General features: G+C 68.0%; 18 protein-coding genes and 7 pseudogenes. 16 read left to right on the top strand and 9 right to left on the bottom strand.

From position 1 onward, the window contains the following. The first annotated feature begins 60 nt into the window (after window positions 1-60). The 5 genes and pseudogenes from ACIHCX_RS35385 to ACIHCX_RS35365 form a co-directional block, all read left to right on the top strand. Entirely contained in the window at window positions 61-1248 is a 1188-nt protein-coding gene (locus ACIHCX_RS35385; RefSeq protein ID WP_400036959.1) for a Gfo/Idh/MocA family protein, read from the top strand. Between the two features lie 154 nt (window positions 1249-1402). Then, entirely contained in the window at window positions 1403-2188 is a 786-nt protein-coding gene (locus tag ACIHCX_RS35380) for a DeoR/GlpR family DNA-binding transcription regulator (protein ID WP_400036957.1), read from the top strand. A 73-nt stretch (window positions 2189-2261) separates the two neighbouring features. Next, the gene (locus ACIHCX_RS35375) at window positions 2262-2894 is read left to right on the top strand and encodes a transposase (protein WP_400036994.1); all 633 of its coding nucleotides are present in this window, start codon (window positions 2262-2264) and stop codon (window positions 2892-2894) included. After that, entirely contained in the window at window positions 2822-3289 is a 468-nt protein-coding gene (locus ACIHCX_RS35370; protein ID WP_400037000.1) for a hypothetical protein, read from the top strand. Before ACIHCX_RS35375 ends, ACIHCX_RS35370 begins: the two co-directional genes overlap by 73 nt. 3 nt (window positions 3290-3292) lie before the next feature. After that, window positions 3293-3589 (top strand): annotated as a pseudogene (locus tag ACIHCX_RS35365) (phosphate signaling complex PhoU family protein); the annotation flags it as partial. 280 nt (window positions 3590-3869) lie between these two features. Here ACIHCX_RS35365 and ACIHCX_RS35360 read toward each other — a convergent pair. The 7 genes and pseudogenes from ACIHCX_RS35360 to ACIHCX_RS35330 form a co-directional block, all read right to left on the bottom strand. Then, window positions 3870-4056 (bottom strand): annotated as a pseudogene (locus ACIHCX_RS35360) (transposase); the annotation flags it as partial. A gap of 173 nt (window positions 4057-4229) precedes the next feature. Next, window positions 4230-5903 (bottom strand): MFS transporter, encoded by a 1674-nt coding sequence (locus ACIHCX_RS35355; protein WP_400036955.1) that lies wholly within the window; start codon window positions 5901-5903, stop codon window positions 4230-4232. Between the two features lie 134 nt (window positions 5904-6037). Continuing rightward, window positions 6038-6949 (bottom strand): intradiol ring-cleavage dioxygenase, encoded by a 912-nt coding sequence (locus ACIHCX_RS35350; RefSeq protein WP_400036953.1) that lies wholly within the window; start codon window positions 6947-6949, stop codon window positions 6038-6040. Window positions 6950-6975: 26 nt separating this feature from the next. Then, complete coding sequence (locus ACIHCX_RS35345) at window positions 6976-8031, bottom strand: maleylacetate reductase (protein WP_400036951.1); 1056 nt, start codon at window positions 8029-8031, stop codon at window positions 6976-6978. A 108-nt stretch (window positions 8032-8139) separates the two neighbouring features. After that, a complete protein-coding gene (locus ACIHCX_RS35340; protein WP_400036949.1) occupies window positions 8140-8982 on the bottom strand; it encodes an alpha/beta fold hydrolase in 843 nt (280 codons plus the stop codon). A 1-nt stretch (window position 8983) separates the two neighbouring features. Then, window positions 8984-9910: a VOC family protein gene (locus ACIHCX_RS35335; protein WP_400036947.1), complete on the bottom strand. Its 927-nt coding sequence runs from the start codon at window positions 9908-9910 to the stop codon at window positions 8984-8986. Between the two features lie 152 nt (window positions 9911-10062). Next, window positions 10063-10842 (bottom strand): IclR family transcriptional regulator, encoded by a 780-nt coding sequence (locus ACIHCX_RS35330; RefSeq protein WP_400036945.1) that lies wholly within the window; start codon window positions 10840-10842, stop codon window positions 10063-10065. A gap of 129 nt (window positions 10843-10971) precedes the next feature. Here ACIHCX_RS35330 and ACIHCX_RS35325 point away from each other — a divergent pair, with 129 nt between their 5' ends. Then, complete coding sequence (locus ACIHCX_RS35325) at window positions 10972-12147, top strand: FAD-dependent monooxygenase (RefSeq protein ID WP_400036943.1); 1176 nt, start codon at window positions 10972-10974, stop codon at window positions 12145-12147. Between the two features lie 352 nt (window positions 12148-12499). Then, window positions 12500-14065 carry an FAD-dependent monooxygenase gene (locus ACIHCX_RS35320; RefSeq protein WP_400036941.1) on the top strand — a complete coding sequence of 522 codons (1566 nt, stop codon included), beginning with the start codon at window positions 12500-12502 and terminating at the stop codon, window positions 14063-14065. Window positions 14066-14395: 330 nt separating this feature from the next. On the opposite strand, the pseudogene ACIHCX_RS35315 reads toward ACIHCX_RS35320, so the two are convergent. Further along, a pseudogene (locus ACIHCX_RS35315) lies at window positions 14396-14509 on the bottom strand (hypothetical protein); the annotation flags it as partial. Window positions 14510-14521: 12 nt separating this feature from the next. On the opposite strand from ACIHCX_RS35315, the gene ACIHCX_RS35310 reads away from it, so the two are divergent. The 4 genes and pseudogenes from ACIHCX_RS35310 to ACIHCX_RS35295 form a co-directional block, all read left to right on the top strand. Next, complete coding sequence (locus ACIHCX_RS35310; RefSeq protein WP_400036939.1) at window positions 14522-15616, top strand: tetratricopeptide repeat protein; 1095 nt, start codon at window positions 14522-14524, stop codon at window positions 15614-15616. 196 nt (window positions 15617-15812) lie between these two features. Continuing rightward, complete coding sequence (locus ACIHCX_RS35305; protein ID WP_400036937.1) at window positions 15813-16397, top strand: hypothetical protein; 585 nt, start codon at window positions 15813-15815, stop codon at window positions 16395-16397. A gap of 41 nt (window positions 16398-16438) precedes the next feature. Then, window positions 16439-17170, top strand: a complete 732-nt coding sequence (locus ACIHCX_RS35300) for a YcnI family protein (RefSeq protein WP_400036935.1) — start codon at window positions 16439-16441, stop codon at window positions 17168-17170. A 356-nt stretch (window positions 17171-17526) separates the two neighbouring features. Continuing rightward, window positions 17527-17641: pseudogene (locus ACIHCX_RS35295) on the top strand (IS481 family transposase); the annotation flags it as partial. Window positions 17642-17914: 273 nt separating this feature from the next. On the opposite strand, the pseudogene ACIHCX_RS35290 reads toward ACIHCX_RS35295, so the two are convergent. Continuing rightward, window positions 17915-18059: pseudogene (locus ACIHCX_RS35290) on the bottom strand (ATP-binding protein); the annotation flags it as partial. Between the two features lie 174 nt (window positions 18060-18233). Between ACIHCX_RS35290 and ACIHCX_RS35285 the strand changes: the two are divergent. The 5 genes and pseudogenes from ACIHCX_RS35285 to ACIHCX_RS35265 all read left to right on the top strand — a co-directional run. Next, window positions 18234-18422, top strand: a pseudogene (locus ACIHCX_RS35285) (transposase); the annotation flags it as partial. A gap of 106 nt (window positions 18423-18528) precedes the next feature. Continuing rightward, window positions 18529-18969 (top strand): IS3 family transposase, encoded by a 441-nt coding sequence (locus ACIHCX_RS35280; protein WP_400036933.1) that lies wholly within the window; start codon window positions 18529-18531, stop codon window positions 18967-18969. 18 nt (window positions 18970-18987) lie between these two features. Continuing rightward, window positions 18988-19185: pseudogene (locus ACIHCX_RS35275) on the top strand (DDE-type integrase/transposase/recombinase); the annotation flags it as partial. Further along, on the top strand, window positions 19161-19415 hold the full coding sequence (locus tag ACIHCX_RS35270) for an IS3 family transposase (RefSeq protein WP_400036992.1): 255 nt from the start codon (window positions 19161-19163) through the stop codon (window positions 19413-19415). The pseudogene ACIHCX_RS35275 and the gene ACIHCX_RS35270, both read left to right, overlap by 25 nt. Before the next feature lie 269 nt (window positions 19416-19684). Further along, window positions 19685-21316: an FUSC family protein gene (locus ACIHCX_RS35265; protein ID WP_400036931.1), complete on the top strand. Its 1632-nt coding sequence runs from the start codon at window positions 19685-19687 to the stop codon at window positions 21314-21316. The last annotated feature ends 430 nt before the right edge of the window (window positions 21317-21746 follow it).

Below are 21746 nucleotides of genomic sequence, written 5' to 3'. Positions count from 1 at the left end.
GCGGGCACAGCACCGCTCAGCACCCCTACGCGTCTGGCACGCAGAACAGGACACTGGCACGTGGAAGACCTGCGCATCGGAGTCATCGGGCTCGGACTGCGACGGAACCTGGCAACCGCCGCGCACCGCCCCGGCAAGGGATCGGTCGTGGCGGCCGTTGCCGACCTCGACCCTCAAGTTCGTACGAATGTATCGCGGTTGTACGAAGGTGCAGTCGCCGTCGCCGACTACCAGAGGCTCCTCGAGAACCCCACGATCGACGCCGTCATCGTCGCCACCCCCGACGACACCCACGAAGCCATTGCCTGCGATGCGCTCGAAGCGGGCAAGCCGGCGTACGTCGAGAAGCCGCTCGGCATCACGGTCGAGCAGTGCGACACCATTTTGCGCACGGCGTACAAGACCGGCACCCGTCTCTACGTCGGCCACAACATGCGCCACATGGGCGTCGTGCGCCTGATGCGCGACGTCATCGCCCGCGGTGACATAGGCGAGCCGAAGACCGTGTGGGTACGGCACTTCGTCTCCTACGGAGGCGACTACTACTTCAAGGACTGGCACGCCGACCGCCGACGCACCACGGGCCTCCTCCTGCAGAAGGCCGCCCACGACATCGACGTCGTGCACTGGCTGGCCGGCGGCTACACCAAGCGCGTCAACGCCCTCGGCGACCTCATGGTCTACGGGGACCTGCCGCGCCGTGAGCCGGGCACTGCCCGCCCCGACGGCTGGCTACGGGAGTTCGACTGGCCGCCGACGACGCGCCGGGACCTGCACCACGTCGTGGACGTCGAGGACGTGTCGGTGATGAACATGCAGCTGGACAACGGCGTCATCGCCGCCTACCAGCAGTGCCACTTCAGCCCCGACTACTTCCGCAACTACACGGTCATCGGCACCGAGGGCCGCCTCGAGAACTTCGGGGACAGTCCCGGCGACGAGGTGAGGGTCTGGAACACGGGCCCGACCAGCTACCGCAAGGACGCGGACGCGGTCTACCGGGTCCCCGAGGCGAAGGGCTCGCACGGCGGCGCCGACCAGCGCATCATCGAGGAGTTCTGCCGCTTCGTACGCGAGGGCGGGGTCACCGACACCTCGCCCGTCGCTGCCCGGATGAGCGTGGCCGCAGGCGCGCTCGCCACCCGCTCGCTGCGCGAAGGGGGCATTCCGTACGACGTCCCGGAGCTGGAGCCGGAGCTCTTGACATACTTCGACGGCGGGCAGTTCCCGCGCGGAGCCGGAAAGTAGCAGCCCCACTCAGGCGCGGGCGGGCACGTCGAGGGAGGGGCGCTCCTGCCCGCGCCGGTGCGCGCATAGACGGTCACGTGCACATACGCGGCTGCTCACGTCTGGAGGCGGAGGACCGCGCAGGATACGCTTTGCGCGGTGCGAGGAGGAACAAGTGGGGGCACCTGCCCGATGGGCCCAACTGCTCGAAATTCTGGGAAATCAGGGGAATGTCAGTGTCACTGAGGCCGCCGAGCGACTGGGCTGTTCCTCCGCCACGATTCGGCGCGACATGGACGAACTTGCCCGGCAGAGCCTACTGACCCGCACGCGCGGCGGGGCCGTGGTGAGTTCCGTCGCCTACGACCTGCCACTGCGCTACAAGACGGCCCGCAAAGCGGACGAGAAGCAGCGAATCGCGAAAGCCGTAGCCGGACTCGTCCCGTCGGGCTCCGTCGTCGGGATCAACGGCGGCACCACGACCTCCGAGGTGGCCAGAGAACTGGCCGTCCGCTCCGATCCAGGTGGCACGGCCAACGGTGTCGCCCTCACCGTCGTCACCAATGCGATCAACATTGCCAACGAGCTGGCGATCCGCCCCCATGTGAAGATCGTCCTCACGGGTGGCGTAGCCCGGCCGAACTCTTACGAACTCGTCGGCCCACTCGTCACGTCCGCCCTCCAGAACCTCGCCCTCGACTACACGATCCTCGGTGTGGACGCGGTCCACCCCCACTTCGGCGCAGCCACGCACGACGAGTCGGAGGCCAGTGCAAACCGCTCGCTCGCCGAACGCGGAGGCACCGTGATCGTGGTGGCCGACTCCTCGAAGCTGGGCCGCCGGGCATTCGCCCGGGTGTGCGCACTGGACGCGGTGTCGATCCTGGTGACGGACAAGGACGCCCCTGAGTCATTCGTCGTGGACATCACGGCGCAGGGCATCGAAGTCCTCTGCGTGTGAACCAGGTTGGACCCGCACTAGTGCTGAATTCCGCTTTCGATGGGTATAGCTGCTGGTAGCGGCGTGGTTGCGGGTGCTCGGGGGCGGGTGCTGGGTAGTGGTGCTGAGGGCACGGCCGGGCCGTGACGAGGGCGAGCAAGCGGTGGTCCATCGCCTGGCGTCGGCTAGAAAGGCGCCGAAGGTTGTCGTGGAGCGCTGCCGGATGGTGGAGCTGAGCTGGGGCGGGTGGCTGGTCCCGCAGATAGCCGACGAGCTGCGGTGCAGTCAGAAGACGGTGCGCCGCTGGCTGCACCGCTTCAACCGCTGCGGGCTGGAGGGGCTGGAGGATCTGGGCGGGCAGGGACGCATGCGAAGGATCACCGAGGCCGAGCGCTCAAGGATCGTCGGCCTGGTCAAGCTGACGCCGCCAGGTCGGCTGGAGGTGCAGCCGTCGAACGAGATGTGGGCCGCGGACGAGTCAGGGCTCATTCGTGAGCAATGCCCGCCGACGAGCCGCGGCGCTGAACCCGCAACGCCGCGCCGACCTCGACCAACTCGGCATGCGCTGGTAACTCCTGGACCAGCTCGAGAGTATCGGCCAGAGGTGGAGCGTCTGGCCGAAACAGCAATGCACTTGTATGAAGGGACTCCCCCATGGCTGCCCGCCGCCTCCTCACCGCCCTCGATGATGCCATGCCTCGCATCGAGTACCGCCACTTCCAACTGACCGATCAGGATTCCATCGTCGAACCTCCCTACGAGTGGGCGCAGTCGTCCCAGTTGGCTGTACCAGCCGCCCATGGAGTCCTTCTGCGTACCGGTGGCAACGACTTCTACCCGACTGTCCGCCTCGAAGTCTGGTCCGCCGAACCTGAGCCACAGGACGCATCACGGTGGGAAGCCGTGGAGGAAGCCGACTTTCAATCCGTCACAGGGACACTGTTGCTCAAGGAATGGGACGGCGGTCCCGTCGGTAACCCCGTATGTGCGGGCCAGCCTGGCACGTACCGCTTGAGGACCCACTGGCGAGGACGCGCACAGGCCGAGGCTCTCATCGGTGAAGAGTTGTACTACGAAGGCGTCGAGGAGTGGTTGCTGCAAGTCTGGCCGTTGGAGGCCTGACACATCGCGCAGCGCCTGATGGCCCAGGCCGCCGAAGTGCTCATCACCCATGACGTCGACGCGGCACTCCAACTGGAGAAGGACGACGACCGCATGGACGAGCTGCACCGCGCGATCTTCCAGCACCTCATGGACGACCCGTGGCACCACGGCGTCGAAACGGCCGTTGATACCACGCTCGTCGGCCGCTACTATGAACGCTTCGCCGACCATGCCGTCGCGGTGGCCCAACGTGTGGTCTACCTCGTCACCGGCGAGTATGCGGACGACCTGCTCACCGACCCGCCCCTGGCCACCTGACCTTCAACTGCGACGCTCACGGTGGCCAACCCAGTCGCCCAGTCCACACCTGCCGTCCATGTCCACGGCCGGACCGTCGGCCAGCTCGAGCGGCCGCCGTGATGCACTTGTCCACCACGTAGAACCCGCCGCCCGTATCTGGCAGGCGGAGGAATCGTTAGCCTCGCGCTTTCATGAAGCGGGCTGTCCGACAGGCGGTCAGTCCCAGGCCTGCGAGGTCAAGTAACGGCCTGTCAATCTCTCGGCCCTGTCGCACATTCGATGGTGACGGAGAGTGCTGCTATCCGAGGAGGATGCGGTGGCGGGGAAGGGTGAAGCCTGCTCGTCCGGTGCATCTGGCGCGCGATCCGTTTGGTTTTGGTGTTGACGCCCTCGGTGGGGCCGTTGCTGTACGGAAGCGTGAGCGCGGCGATCACGGCGTCGCGATCTCGGTTTAGGCCCCGGGTGAAGGAGTGCAGATGTGCGAGCCAGATCCGTTAAATTGACACACCCGATCGAGGCTCAGACGAGTACGCGGACAGGTGCAGCCCTGGAGATGGTCACTCACTGCAAGCAACGGCGCCGACCCGCTCGTCGCGGGCCGGCGTCGTCAATTCGCGAACGGTGCCGAGCGCACCGGAGCAACGGTGACAGGAGCGTCTCAGTCGGTGGTGAGGCGAGGTTCCGGTTCCCGGCGAGCGATCGGATTCATCAGGTTGACGTCCGGGATCGCCTCCAGGGCCGGTTGCAGCGGGTCGGAGAGAGATTCCCCTGTCGGCTCGGCCGGCCGAGTGCGGCCCATTCCGAGAACAGTGAGGACCGCAGCTGCCGTGGCGGCGATGCCGCACACGATGAACCCGAGGGTCAGGCCGCTGCCCAGGGAGCCGAGGGCCAAGGCGTGGGCCGCCGAGCCCGGCTGCCCGGGCAGGATGCCGTTGACGGCGACCGGGCCACCGAGCTCGGCGATGCCGGTTGCTGCCGTGATCTGGTCGGCGGGAAGCCCCGAGCCCGGAAGTTCCGCCATGAGCTGGTCGCCCGCCTGACTCAAAGCGACGGCTCCGATGACGACCGGCCCGAGGCTGAAGCCGAGATCACGGATCATGTTGTTGGTGGCGCTCGCCATCCCCGCCAGATGCATGGGAACGGTGTTGAGAGCGACCGCCGTAATGGAGTTGAGGCTCAACGCGAAGCCCAGGCCGATCACGACGGAGGGCAGCACGAACGGCGCCAGACGATTGTCGGTGACGTCCAGCGTGGTGTAGCACAGCGAACCCACGGCCATCAGCGCGAACCCGGAGCTGAGCATCAGAGTCGCGCTCATGCGGCGGAGCAGGCGGGACATGACCGGGATCAGAACGAAGGTCGGCGCCTGCAGGATCATGAAGACGACGGCGATGCGAAGGGGGTCCTGGTGCTGGGTGGGCCCCATCCACATGCTGATCGTGTAGCCGACTCCCAGGAAGGAGAACATCCCGATGACGGCGGCGATCGAGGTCACGGTGAAGGCCCTGTTCTTGAACAGGTCGAGGTGGAGGATGGGTGACTCCGACCGGTTCTCGATCAGCACGAAGGCCGCCAGGAACAGCGTGCCGACGGCGAAGCAGGTGACGATCCTCGGGTTGCCCCACCCGTCTGCCGGGCCCTGAACGGCGGCAAAGAGGATCAGGATCAGACCGACGGCGAAGGTGATCTGTCCGGGGATATCCAGCTTGCGGCCCTCAGGCGCCGACGACTCCGCGGCGAAGAGCAGCATGAGCACGATGGACAGAGCGGCCAGTACGCCGAGTATCCAGAAGGCGCCGCGCCAGCTCCCGTAGTGGGCGAACAGACCGCCGATCAACGGCGCGGCACCGCCTCCCGCCGAGAGGAAGCCGGCCCAGATCGCGACGGCCTTCGCGCGGGTTCGCGACGTGCGGGTGACAGCCGCCGCCAAGGAAAGCGAGCCCGGCAGCATCGCGCCGGCGCCGAGACCCATCAGGCCCGCGCCGATCCAGAGCGCGTGTGGCTGAGTCGCTGTTGCGCAGACGATGTTGCCGACGAGCAGGACCGCGGTTCCGGCGATGACCAGCTTCTTGCGGCCGAACAGGTCGCCGAGCACTCCGAAGGTGAACTCGAAGACAACGACTGCGATCATGAACGCGGCGGTGATCCAGGTGATCTGGTCGCCAGTGGCCCCGAGGTCGCTCTGGAACAACCCGTTCAAGGTCGACGGAATGGAGCTGCTGGCCTGGGCGACGAAGACGGCGCTGCACGCAGCGACGAGGGTGCCGAGGTAGGCCCTGCGGGGCACGGCGGAGGCAGGCCCGGTGGCCGCCTCGTCAGCGGTGGTTGACATATCTCTCTGCTCTCATGGAGGGCCCCCGAGGAGGGACGCGTGAAGCGTTCGACGGTGCTTCGAGCACCTGGGCAGCGGTTCTCCGGGGTGCCGAAGTGAGCGCGAGTCTTTTCGATCACCAGGGGTGTCACAAGTCACATGGTCACTGAATGACCACGGTTGCCCTCGCTGGCGCCTGCGGGAGCGAGCACGATGTCGAACCGCACGCGCGACCACTGCCGTCCCTCGAGCGTGCGTCCGTCCGGAGTCGGATCGTGGGGCTCACACTTCTCGAAGTGCTTCACGAGCGAGTCCTTGACCCCGAACACGCTGTCGCTGTCGAGCAGTTCGTCCCCGTGCACGAAGATGTGCGTCACCAGCCTTCGCAGACCGGGTGCCGACACCATGAAGTGGAGGTGTGACGCGCGCATCGGCGATCTGCCGACGGCGGCGAGCATCCGGCCGACCGGGCCGTCGTGCGGAATCGGATAGGGCGTCGGGGTGATCGCCCAGAACGCGTAGCGCCCCTCCTCGTCGCTGAGCAGGTGTGCTCGCGCCGCTGTGCGGTCGTCGTCGTACTGCACGTCGTAGAAGCCGGCCTCGTCGGCCTCCCACACCTCGATCCTTGCTCCGGCGACGGGGCTGCCGTCGGTGTCGGTGACCCTGCCCTCGACCCAGCAGGGCTCGCCTTCGGCACCGTTCGCGATGTCGCCGCCCCACTCGATCCGCGGGCTGTCCTCCACGAAGAACGGGCCGAACACCGTCGCCTCGGTCGCGTCGGCGTACGCCTGGTTGTTGACGGCGATCGTCTGCATGGAGGCACCGAGGACATCGGAGAGCAGGATGAACTCCTGCCGCTTGTCGTCGGTGATGTGGCCCGCGTCGGTGAGGAACGCGATGGCCTTCTCCCACTCGGCTTCGGTCAGGCGGACCTCGCGGAGGTAGGCGTGCAGGTGGCGCACCAGCGCCTGCACCAGGTAGCGCAGTCGTGGATCCGGGCAGCCGTCGAACGACCGGACGACACGGTCGACGAGGTCCTGCTCTCGGCGCGACTGCTCCTCGCTCACGTCGGCAGTCCTCGGGGTTGCGGTGTTCACAGCTCTGCTCCCTCCCTTGCTCTGCGCAGGAGATGGCTGATCGCGTCGGTGGAGACCGGCGCCGGATTGGCAAGAGTCAACGCCGCGGCGACGACGGCCCGGGCGGCAGGCACGATGCCGGACTCGGGCATGCCGTAATCACGAAGCGCGGTCGGTGCGTGGAGTCGCTCGTGCAGCGCACGCAGGCCGGATATGGCGTCAGGTGCGTCGAAGGCCGCCGCGAGCCGTCGCTCCGCTTCGGGCGCATGGGCGGCGTTGAACGCGAGCACGTGGGGCAGCACGGCGGCGTGGGTCTGGGCGTGTGGCAGGTCGAACATCCCGCCGAGCACGTGACAGATCTTGTGGTGGAGTCCCGAGCCGGCCGATGCGAAGGCGGCTGCGGCCAGATAGGCGCCGAAGAGCGTCCGCTCACGGCCTTCGATCGCCGTCGGGCTGGATATCAGCTGAGGCAGTCCCACCCGCAGCGCGCGAATCCCTTCGGTCGCGAGAGCCGCGTTGACGGGATCGGCGCGGGGCGCCCACAGGGAGTCGACGCAGTGAGCGACCGCGTTGAGTCCGCTGGCGATCGACGTCGCGATCGGCAGGGACTGGGTCAGCGAGGCGTCGTACACGACCGCCTTCGGAAGCACCCGCGGGTCCCTCCCGGTCGTCTTCGTCGTGCCCTCGGTCATCCCCCAGACGTCGGTGACCTCAGACCCGGCGTACGTCGTGGGGACCGCGACGATCGGCAGGCCGGTGGTCAGGGCGACCGCCTTGGCGAGTCCGGTCGCCGAACCGCCGCCGATGCTGACGAGGACGTCGGCACGGCACGTGGTGGCCGCTGCCCGGGCGCGCTCGGCAACGGCCACAGGGACATGGGTGACGGCCTCGTGGTGCTGCAGGGCGACGGGGATGTCAGCCGTGATCCGTTGAGCCAGCCGGCCTCCGGACTCGCTCGCGATCACCATCACCCGCTCGGATCCCAACACCTGGATCTCGGAGGCCAGACTCGCAGCCGCCTCGGCGGAGGCGAATCGGATTCGTTGCGGAAGGGTTTCGTGGAGAAATCGCACGCGCCTGCCTCGTTGCTGGGTCCTCGACCACGGGTGGGCATGGGAGCACTCCGGCGCCGGCCGTCAGCGGGACGGACCGGCGCCGGCGCCGCTCATGGTGACGCCACCTCAGTTGTTGAGGATGAAGTCAGTGACCAGTCGGTTGAACTCATCGGCGTGCTCGAGTTGCGCCCAGTGGCCACAGCGATTGATCAACACCGCACGCGCATCGGCGATGTGGGCAGCGAGGAACAGCGTCGACTCGAACGAGACCACACGGTCGTCGCGACCATGGATCAGCAGAGCCGGGGCGGTGATTCCCGACAGCTTCGACTTGTCCGCCCAGATCGGGATGGGCGCCTTGGGACCGGCAGCGATCACGTTGTCGAGATGCTCGCGACGCTTGAGCGCTGCCTCGGATCGCTCAGCGGTCAGTTCGGGGCCGGCGAAGCGCGCCTTGTCGTACACCATGATCTCGACCAACCGGCGTATCCCCTCCGGGCTCGCGTCGCGGTAGGCGTCGTACATGATCTTCAGGCCCTCGCTGAGGCCGCCGCCGGCGCCGAAGATGAACGGCCCCATCTGAAGCGGCGGACCCATCGTGACGAGATGCGACACCCGCTCCGGCCGCTCGGAGGCCAGTCGGATCGAGGTGTGACCGCCCATCGAGTTGCCGACGAAGGCGGCCTTCTCGATGCCGAGTGCGTCCAGGAGCTGGACCGCGACCTCGACGTGGTCGACGGTGTTGAAGTCGACGGCCACCGAGTCGCCCCACCCCGGCATGTCGGGAGCGATGACGCGGAAGTTCCGCGAGAGCGCCTCGATGTTCGGGGAGTAGTTGCTCCATCCCGTTGCGCCGGGGCCGCCGCCGTGCAGCAGGACGACCGGGTGTCCTTCCCCGACCTCGTTGTAGTGGATTGTCCCCGTTTCGGTCTCGATCTCACGCGCGATGTTCTCAACCTGCAGCGTCATGTCAGTCTTGTTCCTTCGAGGCTCCGGCCAGGAGCGATTGGGCCACGTCCTGCGGCCGGTTGTGGCCCCAGGCGTCCAGCTTGTCAAGGGTCTTGACCTGCCACGTGTCGTCGTCGATGAGCAGTCCTCCCCAGCCGTACTCGACGGCGAAGCCCGAGGGGGTGGTGACGTAGAAGCTGAACATGTGGTCGTTGGTGTGCATGCCGAGTGTCATCTCGATGGGCTGTCCGGCATCGAGACAACGGTCCCATGCAAGACCGACGTCGCGGATGTCCGATACCTCCAGCATGAAGTGGTGCGTCCGCTTCGGCACCGGCATGTCTCCGAGGGCGACCGAGTGGTGTCGCGGGTTGCAATGCAGGAAGATGAGGTTCGCGACGATGCCGGGCGCGACCTCCTCGATGATGACGTCGCTGATCTTCAGGCCGAGCAGGTCGACGTAGAAGGCGAGGTACTCCTCCCGGCTCACACCTGGGGTCATGAGGACGACGTGACCGGCCCCTCCCGCACCGGTGACGAAAGAGCCGAGCAGGTCCTTCGACTCGAACGGTGAGTCGGCATCAGCCAGCCCGGTAACGAGCTCGATGCGGTTGCCCAGCGGGTCGGTGGTGGCGAACAAGCGCCGGACGCGACGCGAGCGCACCAACTCCTCGTCACCCGCGGTCACCTCGAGCCCGGCGGCTTCGAGGCGTGCGACCAACGCGTCGAGCTCCGCGTCACTCGAGAGCTCATAGCCGCTGGCGGCAAGATCGTCGGCCGGCCCTTCCTCGATGATCCACCGGTACGCCTTCTGGTCGGCCCGCAAGGTGAAGCCCTTGCTCGTCCGGTCGCCGTACTGCATGCCGAGCAACTGGACCCCGAAGTGCTGCCAGTCCGCGAGATCGCTGACCTCGTAGACGACGTAGGCCAGTTCTTTGACTCCGCTCACTTCTCGTCCTCCTCTCTGTCGTCCTGATGCTGATGAGGCTCAGCACAGCAGACGCTCATCGAGGGCGGCCCTGCTGCACGAGGCAGGCCGAGTCTTGGCGCGCGTTACCACCGTCACAAGACGGATGTTCATTCAATGACTCTCGTGGGCCCTCAGTCGGTTCGAACCCGCACCGTCGGCTGCCAGCCGAGCAACCGCGAGATGCTCAGTCCGCTGGTCACGACCGCCGGCAGGATCGCGTGCTCCTTCACGGATCCGGCCCGCACGACCACCGAGAGGGCGGCGACGACTCGGCCCTCCGTGTTCAGGATGCGTGCCGCATACGAATGGGCGCCCTCCGAGAGCTCGGCACGGACGGCCGCGGTGCCGGTGGACCGGCACCTGGCCAGCTCGGCCCGAAGGCGAGCGGGGTCGGTGATCGTCTGGGGCGTGTATGCCCTGAGGCCCCGGTCGAGAATCGAGTCGACGACCTCGGCCGGAGCGTGGCTGAGCAGGATCTTGCCGACCGCCGAGCAGTGCAGCGGGAGCCGACCTCCCACCTGCGAGACGAGACCGAGCGCGGACGGCGCCGACAGCCGCTCGATGACGACAGCCTCGTCACCCTCGAGGACAGCCAGCTGCACGTGCTGTCGTAGCGCGGTGTAGAGGTCCTCCATGAACGGCTGGGCCTGACTTCGCAGTGGCTCGGTGAAGGGCGCCAGCGTTCCCAGCCTCCAGAGTTTGAGGCCCACGGTGAAGATGCCCTGTGCGTCCCGCTTGAGCGCACCGGCCTCGGTCAGCTCCAACGCATAGCGCCGTACGGTGGCGAACGGCATCCCCGTGGACCGAACGAGGTCGGAGAGACTCATCTCGCTCCGGCCGGGCTCGAAGGCGAAGAGCACGTCGAGGAGGCGGGAACTCACACTCCGCCCGGGCTCACTGGTTCGTGGCATCGGCGCATCCTCTCTCGGCGACTCACCTGTACTCGTATGTTCATTGAACGCACATCACCGCACCACTCTCCGGGGCCGGCGAACATCATGGCGTCCACGAGTCCCAGAGCAGACGGAGCGTGGCAGGCCATGAACAGCGGATCCCTCACGGAGCAGCGGATCACCGTACTCGGCGGTGGAATCGGTGGTCTTGCCACCGCCGCGTTCCTCCACCAGGCGGGCCTGCGATGCACCGTCTACGAGCAGGCGCCGGCACTGACGGAGGTCGGAGCGGGTCTCGTGGTGGCGCCCAATGCCGTCAAGCTGTTGCGCAGGCTCGGCGTGATGGATCAGTTCTGCGCCCAGGCTGTCCGGATGGATGTCGGCTGGGAGTTCCGCCGCTGGGCGGACGGGCAGGTGCTGTCGGCCGAGGATCTCGCGACATCCAGCAAACGGCTGTTCGGTGAGCACACCTACACCGCGCACCGTGCCGACCTCTTGGGGGTCATCAAGAGCAAGGTGCCGATCGACTTCCTGCGGCTGGGCGAGCGTTGCGTCGAGGCAGACCTCTCGGGTCCGCGTCCCCGACTTCGGTTCCAGAACGGCGACGTCGTCGAGACCGATGTCCTGATCGGCGCCGACGGTGCGCACTCGGTCGTCCGACAGGCGATCGCCACCGGGACACCGGCCGTCTTCTCCGGGATCTGCGCATTCCGCGCGCTGGTTCCCGCCGCCGAGGCACCAGCGTTGGCCCGTCGCCGGTCCCACACACTGTGGATCGGCCCGGACCATCACCTCGTTCACTACCCTGTCTCCGCGGGCAAGTACATCAACCTCGTGGCTTTCGCGCCGGCAGGCGACTACACCGTCGAGTCGTGGTCGGCAACGGCGACAACCGAGGAACTTCTCGCCGAGTTCGAGGGATGGGATTCGCGCCTGACCGATCTGATCAAAGCAGCGGATTCACCCGGGCGCTGGGCGCTGCTGGACCGAGACCCGCTGGAGCGGTGGAGCATCGGAACGACGACGCTTCTCGGCGACGCCGCCCACCCCATGTTCCCCTTCTTCGCTCAAGGTTCGGCCCAAGCGATCGAGGATGCCGCGGTCATCGCACGGTGCCTCGCCGAGGACCCTGATCCCTCCCAGGCACTTCGGCGCTACGAAGATCTGCGTCGCCCACGCACCACCCGGCTCCAGCAGCAGAGCCACGCACGCGCACACATCAACCACCTTCCCGACGGGGACGAGCAACAGGCCCGAGATGCCGCCTACGCTCAAGCCGACCCGCTGGCGACCAACAGCTGGATCTACTCCTACGACGCTTGAAGCCGACCGCCCTTCGTAACGGGGAGGGGCAACCGCGTCATGGAGAGCACAGGGCGCCTGACTCGCGATTTCCGGCGGCTCCGCCATCGACTCCGGGATCGCGAAGGCTTCGATCTCGCGTAGTTCGGCTCCGGCCGCTCTGAGCGCCTCGGCGGTCTCCTGGTCCAGAGCGTTGCCCGCCTCAGCACGCCTCAGCGGGACGGGGGCCACCGCGCGCGCACGGTCACCTCGAGGATGACGGCGGTCCTCACGCCTCCAAGTCAGCCTGATCACACTTTATGCACCAATCAGTCCATAACCATGTGCGGGTGGTCTCGCAGCAATGGTTTCGAACCGAGAGGGAATTCCGACTATGAGCGGCGGTTACGACGCGGATGTCGCTGTCATCGGCTACGGTCCGACGGGCCTGGCGGCGGGGTTGACGCTCGCCAAGTACGGCGTCTCCGTGGTCGCCCTGGAGCGCGAGGAGTCCATCTACCCCAGGGCCCGAGCGGTGACGGTCAACGACTGGACGTTGCGGATCATGCAGAACCTCGGCGTCGGCGACCGAATGCGCCAGGCGATCGATCCCCAGCTCGCGCTGCGGTGGCTGACCTACGACCAGACCGAGGTCATGCGGCTGTGGCACGACCCGTCCAACCTCGGCGCCGACGCCCGGTGCTACAACCTCAACCAGCCGAAGATGGAGGCCGAGCTCCGCGCGGCGGCCCAGGACCTCTACGGCGACCGGCTGACCATCCACTACGGAGACGAAGTCGTCAAGGTCGAGCAGGACCTCACCGGCGTGACCGTGACCTCGACCGGCCTGGACGGCTCCACCCGGGTGACCCGCGCGAAATACGCCATCGCGGCCGACGGCGGCTCGAGCCCGACCCGCGAGGCGTTGGGGATCCCGCTCGAGGGCGACACCGACGGCGGGCAGTGGATCATCATCGACTGCCACGCCAAGCGCTGGTGGCCCAACCGCGACTTCCTCACCTTCTGGACCGACCGTGAGCGCCCGGTCGTGGACGTCGCCGTCGCGGCGGGCGCCCACCGCTGGGAGATCCCGCTCAAGCCGAGCGAGACGCCCGAGGACTACGCCACCGAGGACAAGGTCTGGCCGCTGATCCACTCCCTGGGCCACGACGAGCAGGACGTCACCCTCCACCAGTGGGCCTTCTACCGCCACCACGTCCGGATGGCGAAGACCTGGCGCGAGGGGCGCATCTTCCTCGCCGGGGACGCCGCCCACCTGATGCCGCCGTGGGCGGGAGCCGGCATGCAGTCCGGCGTCCGCGACAGCTACGACCTCGGCTGGAAGCTGGCCCGGGTCCTGGGCGGCGAGCTCGACGAGGCGGTGCTCGACACCTACGAGACCGAGCGCCGACCCAACGTAGCCTTCTACACCCACATCGCGGTGACCAACGGCCGGGTCATCAAGGGCCTCGCCTCGCCCGAGGAGGTCGCGGAGATGAGCGCGCCGGACCCGTCCTTCAAGGTCACGCCGTGGGGTCCGCCGCTGACCCGCGACCCGGTCCTCACCGCGGGCTGGTTCCGTGGGCCGGTGGCCGCCGACGACTCCGCGATCGGCCGGATGATCCCGCAGCCGCGGGTATGCAACCCGATGGGCCTGGAGCGCCTGTTCGACGACTTCCTCGGCGAGGGCTTCGTCCTGCTGGGTGCGAATGTCGACCCCACGACCGTGCTGACCCCGGAGGAGAAGGCGGGCTGGGACACCCTCGGTGCCCGCTACGTCGCGGTGCGCCCCAAGGACGCCTACTCCGAAGCCGAGAGGGACGTGATCGACCTGGACCACAGGATGCTCGACTGGATGGGCCGCTACCAGACCACGGTCATCGCGCTGCGCCCCGACCGGTTCGTGGCTGCCGACGACGTACACGGACTCGATGTCCCCGAGCTGCTGCCGCGCTCCTGATCACGACCCGTCCCACGAGAGAGAAGCGACATGAGGCTCTTCTCACTGATCTGTGGGTCGTCATCGGCCGAGGAGGGCTGGCGGGAGGAGTGTCTACTCAACGGCGGATCTGATGATCAAGGAGACGCCAGAGATGACCGACACCGTCGTTGAGCACGAGCCAGCTGAGCAGCCGGTCCCACCCTGGCGAGGGTGTCACAGCACGGATCACCCCGCTCCCCACACCCGCGGGGGTGGTCCCCAGCCGGGAACGTTGGTATCAGAGCGGCTGCTCGCCGCACCTGCGGGGATGGTCCCCCGTTGATGTTCGTGACCTGCGTGGTACCACTCCTAGAGCGAGGGCGTCTGCCGGCCGGACGCGAGGTTGAGGGCGATGTCGATGATCATGTCCTCTTGTCCGCCGACCAGGCGGCGCCGGCCGCACTCCATCAGGATGTGGCGCTGGACTACGCGGAAATGGCGGTGAGCTGCTACAACGACCTCGTCTCCGGTCGCCCGGCCAGGCAGGCGATACCGCACCTGCACAATTTCACCCTCGCCTTGTGCCAGGTCGGGAACTACTACAGCGAAGACGACCGGCCCGACGAGGCGCTGAAGGTCCTCACCGTCGCGCTGGACCTGGTCAGGGCCCTGGCGGAGGCGGCCCCGCAGGTCGACCTGCCGCTGCTTCCCCCCGTTCTGTCCGGGGTCTCGCACGCGCTCGTCGGGCTCGGCCAGCCCGACGAGGCACTGCCGTACGCCCGCGAGGCCGTCGCCCTCACCAAGCGCATGCACGACTTCGATCCGTACAAGTTCGGCGACGGACTGCTCGAGTGCCTGGAATGGCTCGGCAGCCTGCTCGCCGAGGCCGGACGCGTGGACGAGGCCGTGGACACGTGGAGAGATGCGGTCGATCTCCACTGGACGTTGTTCTCCCTGGGCCGGGCGGTCGACGTTGCGCATGTGGCGAGCGTCCTGGAGGACATGGCGCAGTCGCTCGCGGAGTCAGGACGCCATGAGGAAGCACTGGAGCCCGCGAAGGACGCCGTGCTGCAATACCGTCTGCTGACGGACGCCAACCCCTCGGCGTTCGGTGAGTACCTGTCGGTCGCAGTGCACAACCTGGCCCTCTACCACTCCCAGGCGGGGCAGGTGGAGGAGGCCGTTGTGCGCATGGAGGAGGCGGCCGGCTTCCACCGACTGGTGGCTGAGTGGACCGGCCGGAGCGCGGCCGTCGACCGGCTCGCCTCCGCCTTGCGTGTCCTGTCCGAGGACTACGAGAAGCTCGGGCGCACCGACGACATGCTGCGCAGCGGGACGGAATGCCTGCGCGTCCTTGAGGCACTCGCCGCGGACGACCCGGAGGAGCATCTGCTGCGCCGCTGCTCGTTGCAGCTGTCCTTCGCCGCACAGCGCCTGCGCGCGGGCCGTGAACTGCGGGCACGCCGTGGTGGGCCGATGAGGGCGAGCACATCACCACAGGTGACTGGGCGGCGGTGGCAGCCGGACGAGGGCTTCACGGTCAGCAGGAGCCCCGGCCCAACCCCGCCTTCGGCCCGGCCTACGAGGTGATGTCAGCGGTCGGCTGAGTGGAATGGCGAGTTCCGCCTCATCGGTGTGGGGTGGCACACCCGGTCGGTTGCGAGGGGCGGGTGGCCCCGGGGACCAGGCCGAGGTGATGCACCTGGTGGACCGGCTGGACCGCATCCACGACGCGTGTGCGTGGGCGAGGGTGAGATCCTCTGGCTGCGTGGCAGCATCAGGTCCCGTGAGTGTGTCCCTGGCAGTGCGGAGCGTGCGTGCGGCGGTGTTCGCTGTGCTGTGCGTGCTTCTTGCCGTCGGAGGGCATGCCCTGGCCACAGGCATGGCCCCGCCGGTGTGGGTGCAGGCCGTCGCGTTCGTGCCGGTCTTTGCGGCCGGGTGCCTGCTGGGCGGCCGGGAGCGGTCGCTGGCTGCCATCGGCATGGGGACTCTTGCCGCCCAGGGCGGGCTGCACCTCGTCTTCCACGCCGTGCAGCCACACCATGTCGCGATGGTCATGCAGAGCATGCCGATGCCCCATGCGCATGCGCTGATGCCGCACGCCACCGCCGCCCATGTCGGGGCGGCCCTGGTGCTGACGTGGTGGCTGCGGCGCGGTGAGGCGGCGTTGTGGTCGCTACTGCGGTGGGCGGTCGCGTTCGTGCCGGGGCTCGCCGCCTCGTGGCAGGCGGCAAGCAGGACGTGGCGCGCATCGGCCGGGCAAGGGCTCGTACGTCGCGCAGGCGGTGAGCTGTGCTTCCTGAGGCAGGCACGGCTGAGGTATGCCGTTCACCTGCGGGGACCGCCCATGGGGATGCCGTACGCGATCTGACCCTCGACCTCCCTTCCTTCAGTACGGAGATCCCTCACCTCATGTCCAAAACCCGCACCACCCTGCGCCGCGCCGGCGTTGTCACCGCCCTGACCGCCGCCGGAGTCCTCGCCGCCGCGGGCGTCGCCTCCGCACACGTCACCGTCCACCCTGACAGCTACGCCAAGGGGGCCACCGACGGCGTGCTGACCTTCCGCGTCCCCAACGAGGAGGACAACGCCAGCACCACCAAGGTCCAGGTCTACCTGCCCACCGACCACCCCATCCTCGGCGTGCTGGTCCATCCGCAGGACGGCTGGACCGCCAAGGTCACCAACACCAAGCTCAAGACGCCTCTCAAGACCGACGACGGCACCATCACCGACGCTGTCTCCGAGATCACCTTCACCGGCGGGAAGATCGCGCCGGGGCAGTACGAGGACTTCAACGTCGCCTTCGGCCAGCTGCCCGAGGACACCGACCAGCTGACCTTCAAGACCCTGCAGACGTACTCCGACGGCAAGATCGTCCGCTGGATCGAGGAGGCCCAGGGAGGCCAGGAGCCGGAGAACCCGGCGCCCGTCCTCAAACTCACCGCCAAGGGCGCGGACGAAGGCGGCGGCACTTCGACCGCCTCGCCAGCGGGTTCGAAGAGCTCCGAGACCACCAAGCCGACCGCCTCGACCAGTGACTCGACTGCCCGAGGCCTCGGCATCGCCGGTCTGGCCGTCGGCGTGCTGGGCCTGGTAGCGGCAGGATTTGCCGTCGTGCGTGGCCGTTCCCAGGCGGAGTAGCGCGCCTGCCCTGCCGGCGGTAGCCGTCGGCAGGGTCCTCCAGCGCGGGTACGTGTGTTGAGGAAGCTGGTACCCCCGCCTGCCCTGTGCGAGTTCCTTCTCCTGCAGGCGCTGATGTTCACGACGTCGTACGCCGTCGGTACCACAGCAGGTCATGCGCCTCGGGTCAGTGTTCACGTACCCCCGGACCGGGTCTGGTCTGCATGGCTGTGCGGCGACTGCGCGAGGGTGCTCCCCACTCAGTAAGGGGAAGCGCGCGCGTCGACGGGCTGGAGGAATGGGTGTGTCCGGCGAACCGCCAAGCGAGATCCGCGGACACACAGCCCCTGCCGATTGAGCTGGCGACGGCTGCCTGCGACCGGGCCACCGGCGAGCCCGTGCGCCGCTACGAGCGCTCCCGGCCCGGCGAACTGGTCCACATCGACATCAAGAAGCTCGGCCGTATCCCCGACGGCGGCGGACACAAGGTGCTTGGCCGGACCGCCGACCGCAAGAACCAGGACCGCACCGGCCACGGCTACCTCTACCTGCACACCGCCCTGGACGACCACTCCCGCCAGGCCTACACCGAAGCCCTGCCCGACGAGAGGGCCGCCACCTACGCCAGCTTCCCACCCGGGCAACGGCCTGATTCGCCGCCCGCGGCATCACCATCGAACGGGCCCTGACCGACAACGCCTGGCCTGCACCTGTCGGCGTAGGGACTTTTCTCCCCAGGTGCATACAGATGAACGTCCCCAGCTGTCAGGCCACGTCGGTCTCTCGCTCGATGGCCTTGAGGCGGTTCTTGAGCCGGTAACTGGGGCCGTTGATGGCGATCACTTCGCAGTGGGTGCAGAAGGCGGTCGAGGATGGCGGTGGCGAGGACCTCGTAGCCGAACACCTGTCCGGCGGGTCGAGTTCGGGCTGGAAGGAGAAGTCGTACTCATGAGCGTCTTGTGATGCGGCAGCCGGGAGAGTCGCAGGCCCTGGCGGAAGCGGCGGTCGTCGCGGACGGTGAAGCTTCCCTAGATCGTGGACACCTGGAGACTGGGACGCGAGGTACCAGAGGAAGTAGTGCCAGGTGGGAAGCAAGTACACGAAGCGGTACACGGAAGAGTTCAAACGGGATGCCATCGCGCTCGTAGACTCCACGGGCCGAACGGTGACCGAAGTCGCCCGGGAGCTCGGGGTCAGCCCGGAGTCCCTGAGCAACTGGTACCGGCAGGCCAAGGCGGACCGCGGCGAAGGCCAGCCCGGCGAGCTCACTACCGCCGAGCGCGAGGAGTCAAGCGGCTGCGCAAGCAGAATGCCGAGCAGGCCAAGACGATCGAGGTCCTGCGAAAAGCCGCGGTCTTCTTTGCGAAGGAGAGCAATCCATGAGCCGCATAATCGCGTTCATCGAGGCGGAGAAGACCACCCATGGGGTCGCTTTCCTGTGCCGGCTGCTGAAGGTGGCCCGCTCCTCCTTCTACGCCTGGCAGGCTGCGGCGAAGGCCCGCGCCGCACGCCGGGTGGCCGACGAGGCACTGGTGCACGAGATCACCGTGATCCATCTCGCCTCCCGCGAGGCCTATGGCGTCCTGCGGATCCCCGCCGAACTGCGGCGCTTGGAACAGCGCGTCAACCGCACGCGCATCGCCCGTCCGATCCGCGAGCACGGCGTCCAGGGCGTCACTCGGCGCAAGCGGCGCTCGCTGACCCGGACGGACGAGAAGGCCCGGCCGGCCCCGGACCTGATCGGCCGCGACTTCCACGCCGAGCAACCCGGCACGAAGCTGGTCGGGGACATCACCTTTCTGCCCACTGCCGAGGGCTGACTCTCCCTCGCCTGCTGGTTGGACCTGGCTACCCGCAAGGTGGTCGGCTACGCCATGGCCGACCACCACCGCGCCTCCTTGGTCGTCGACGCCTTGAAGATGGCCCATGGCCGCGGTGACCTGCAGTATGGATGCATCACGCACTCGGATCGCGGCAGCGAATACACTTCAACCGAATTCCGGCGTGAAATATACGAGTTGGGCCTGCGGCAGAGCTGCGGCCGCACCGATCATGCTTCGACAACGCCGCCGCGGAGAGTTTCTGGGCTCTACTCAAAGAAGAGATCGGCACCCGCGTCTGGCCTGACCGGGCCACCGCCCGCGCCGAGGTCTTCGCCTTCATCGAGATCTTCTATAACCGCCGGCGCCTCCGCAAGCACAAGGTCCACGGCTACGTCACACCAGCCGAGACCAGGCAGCGCCACCAACACACCCTCACAGGATAAAGATCGAGTGTCCAAGATCACGGGGAAACTTCACCGCCCACCTCACTGCCACCGAAGGAATCACCCCCGCATGACAAGGGCCACGCCCACGACACACGCCACCGTCCGCGCCTACCACCAAACACGGTTCCGCGGCGACATCCCCGCAGCCGGCGAGGTCGCCACCTAAGCGACTAGTAATTTACTAGTAAAACACCTGTTAATCCTGTGTGAGCAACATGGAATCCGCTACGAGGCAGCCCCCCACGCGCCGACTCCCGCTGTCCGGAGTGCTCCGCGTCAACCGGCCCTCCGACATCTGGTTCAAGCCCGCGACCAGCGTCGCGGTGGCCGTCACTCTCGTCCTGGTACCGCTGCTGGTCGTCGGCCGGAGCGAGCTGGCGATGTACGTCATGTCCGGCGCCTTCTGCGCGCTGTACGGGCACCAGCTGCCGTACGCCGCCCGCATCCGGGCCAGCGTCTGGGTCGTGATCGGCATGACCGCGGGCGTGGCCGTCGCACTGGTCTGCGCCTCCCTCGTCGACAGCGTCATCGCGCTGATCGCGATCGCCTCGGTGATCGCCGGCATCCAGAAGGCGGTCTGCGACGCCACCCGGATCGGTCCGCCCGGCCATGTGATCCTCGTCTTCGTCGTCTCGGGCACCCTCTTCGTCCCGCAGGAGCTGCACGAAGTTCCCTTCCACACCGCGCTGGCCCTCGGCGCCGGCATCGTGGGCGGCCTGGTCGCCCTGGCCCCGGCTCTGATCCGACGCGAGGGCCCCGAGCGCCGCACCACCGCTCGCGCCCTGGAGGCCGCGGCCGGCTACCTCGACTACACGGACGACGTCCGGCGGCCCCGCGCCCGGCACGCCTCGGCGGCGGCCGTGCTGGGCGCCTGGCAGTCGCTGCTCGCCACCGGAAAGCGCACCAGCGCACGGCACACCCTGGAGCACTTGGTGCTGCGCGCCGAAGCCGCCCTCGCCGGCACGCCCGGCGCGACCGATGCCGACCAACTGCGCGAGTGGGCCTACCAGGTGCGCGGCCACGGCCCGCTGCCCGAGGTGCGGATGCCGGCGGGCACCGGCGACGAGCTGCTGGGCGTCGACGCCGAGCGCGAGGAGCGCCGTCAGCAGGGCCGCAAGCGGCTGGTTCAGCTCCTGCTGCGGCCCGCCTCGCCGCTGCTGCCCGTCGCCGTGCGCTGCGCCGTCGGCTGCGCGGCGGCCGGCTACGTCGGACTGGCGCTCGGCGTCGGCCACCCGTACTGGGCGATCGTCTCGGCCTGCTCGATCTACCAGGCGAACGTCACACTCACCTGGAACCGTGTGCTGCAGCGCCTGGTCGGCAACATCTGCGGGGTCGCGGTCTTCGCCGCGGTCGTCCCGCTGGCCAGGACCAGCGTCGTGACCCTGGCGATCCTCTGCATTTTCTTCAGTTTCTGCAACGAGATGCTGATCAGCCGCAACTACTGGCTCGGCTCCATGTCGGTCACTCCAATGGCGCTGCTGATCACCCTGTTCGCCAACGTCCGGCCTGCCGCGGAGCTCATCACGGACCGCGTTCTGGACACCCTCGCGGGCGTCGTGGTCGGCATGGTCGTCGCCATTCTCATCACCAACCGGCGCACCGGCGGCCGGTTGGAGCAGGCGCTCACCGCCGCCGAGCAGGCCACCGACACCGCTGAGCAGGCGCTGGCCGCCTCCACGAGCCCCACCGCCGAACTGGCCACTGCCCGCCACCGGCTCACCGCCCGCCTCGTGGAGCTGCGGGACGCGGCCGACACCGCGGCCGGCGAGTGGTGGCAGCGCGCACTCCCCGAGGAGAGGCTGATGCGAACCGAGCAGCGGGCGCACCGCACTCTCGCCGCGACGGTACGACGGCAGGGGCTGGCGCAGGACAGGTCCCTCATCGAAGGGCAGAGGTGACGGACAACACCGTGCCCGCAGTGGACCAGGCCGCATGGTTTCCCAGCGCCCCGCCTGGGACGCCGTCGCCACCTGGATACTCACGCACCACATCGAGCGTCTCATCGTCTGCCGCACCGACCGCCTCACCACCGCCCGCCAGAAACAACTACTGACCCTGCGAGAGCGATGCGGTATCCGCCTCACCCTCCTCTGGCACCGGCCGGTCACCCCCGCCCTGAGAACCCTCCTCGAAGAGACCCCGTACCACCTCCTCGAGGCCCTCCCCCAAGCCCGAATCGCCCTGGGCCGCACAGAACACTCACCAGCCGACACGCGAAGCGCCGGACAGCAAGGACACACCGAACCAGCCCCTCGCCAGACCACGGGCAATGAATCACCCCTCAGACACCGCCCGCTAGCATGGTCACAGAACGTTCCCCACGCTCAC

Source organism: Streptomyces sp. NPDC052043 (genome assembly GCF_044548235.1).
Taxonomy (GTDB): Bacteria; Actinomycetota; Actinomycetes; order Streptomycetales; family Streptomycetaceae; genus Streptomyces.
The sequence above is the reverse complement of the archived record's forward strand: the minus strand, read 5'-3'. Positions and strand labels throughout refer to the sequence as shown.